Below are 1,214 nucleotides of genomic sequence, written 5' to 3'. Positions count from 1 at the left end.
CGTGCCCGCTCGACGGGTGTCGCGCGCCCCGGGGCCACGCGGGTATTACGGCCCGCCCGGTTTCGCCACGTCGCCCGCGTCGACGTTGATCGCGTGTTCCTTCGACACCAGCCGGGTTCCGGCCATGCTTGCGCCGCCGATGCGCAACTTCAGGCGCGCCGGTTCGCTGGCAACGAGTCCCGACACATAGTCGAGGCCATGCAGCCCCACGCGATCATGGAACGGAATGAACCAGGAGGAGCAGAAGTCCGACGTGGGGACCGGGCAGCGGGCGTGGATGTCGAGCCGGCGGGCAGAGAACGGATAGTCGTCGAGATCGGTTGCGCCCACATCGAATCGCTCGAGGATGGTGACCGGCGCGACCGCGTACCGGAGGTAGACGTGGTCGGCCCACGGCGTCTTGTCGAGCGACGCGAGGTCTTCCGTGGTGTACGCAACGATCGTGAGGCCGTTTCGGTCGCGGTGCTGGATTTCATATCGGCTGACATTCACCGACTTGCAGCCGGCACATGCGATTGCCGCACCCAGCACGAAACCGATCAAGCGCATCCGCTCCTGCATGTCGTCCTCCCGGCGCCCTTCGGCCTCGGTTTGCCTGCAATACGACGGCGCGCGACGTGCGTTACGTCGGGTTGGCCGCACCGTCGGCGGGCGAGACCGTCGCGTGCATCGCCTGTTCGAGAAGGGCATGCGCGGCCTGCCACGCGCGTGCGGCAGCCGCGGAATCGTTGAATGCCCGCGCGTCGACCGTGGCGCCGTCCAGCAGCATCATGAAGACGGTCGCCAGCCGGTTCGCGGTTTCGGGCGGCACGAGGGCTTCGATCAGTTCTGCGATCCATTCGACCATTTTGCGGCGATAGCGGATCGCGACATCCGAGATCGGCGCGTAAGCGGTGCCGAATTCGGCCAGCGCACGCTCGAACAGGCAGCCGGCAAATTCCGGTGTGCGGAACCATGCTTCATACCAGTCGAAGATGGTCTTGACGCGCTCGACCGGATCGACGACGTGCTGCAACTGCGCGTCGATGCTGCCGACGATCAGGTCGTAGCGTTGGACCAGCACTTCGCGGATGAGCTCGTCCTTGCTCGCAAAATGCCGGTACAGCGTCATTCGGGCGACACCGGAATCGTCGATGATCCAGTCCACGCCCACTGGGTGGAATCCGTGCCTCGAGAACAGTTCGGTCGCTTTGTCTACCACCAGCTGGCGTTTG

Annotated in this window: 2 protein-coding genes; both read right to left on the bottom strand. The window is 65.2% G+C overall.

Annotated features, from left to right (window positions below):
• Positions 1 to 45 precede the first annotated feature (45 nt).
• Positions 46 to 561, bottom strand: a complete 516-nt coding sequence (locus tag JMF90_RS37805) for a hypothetical protein (RefSeq protein WP_201317477.1) — start codon at positions 559 to 561, stop codon at positions 46 to 48.
• Between the two features lie 61 nt (positions 562 to 622).
• A partial coding sequence (locus JMF90_RS37800) for a TetR/AcrR family transcriptional regulator (protein ID WP_236598136.1) occupies positions 623 to 1,214 on the bottom strand: 592 nt, incomplete at its 5' end.

Origin of the sequence: Burkholderia sp. E168m23 (assembly GCF_016586125.1) — a bacterium.
Taxonomy (GTDB): Bacteria; Pseudomonadota; Gammaproteobacteria; order Burkholderiales; family Burkholderiaceae; genus Burkholderia; species Burkholderia orbicola.
This window is presented reverse-complemented; position numbering and strand designations above follow the sequence as displayed.

What these genes read in the sequence shown, in the direction of transcription:
- JMF90_RS37805 (WP_201317477.1), bottom strand. Translation starts at nt 561, where the DNA reads ATGCAGGAGCGGATGCGCTTGATCGGTTTCGTGCTGGGTGCGGCAATC.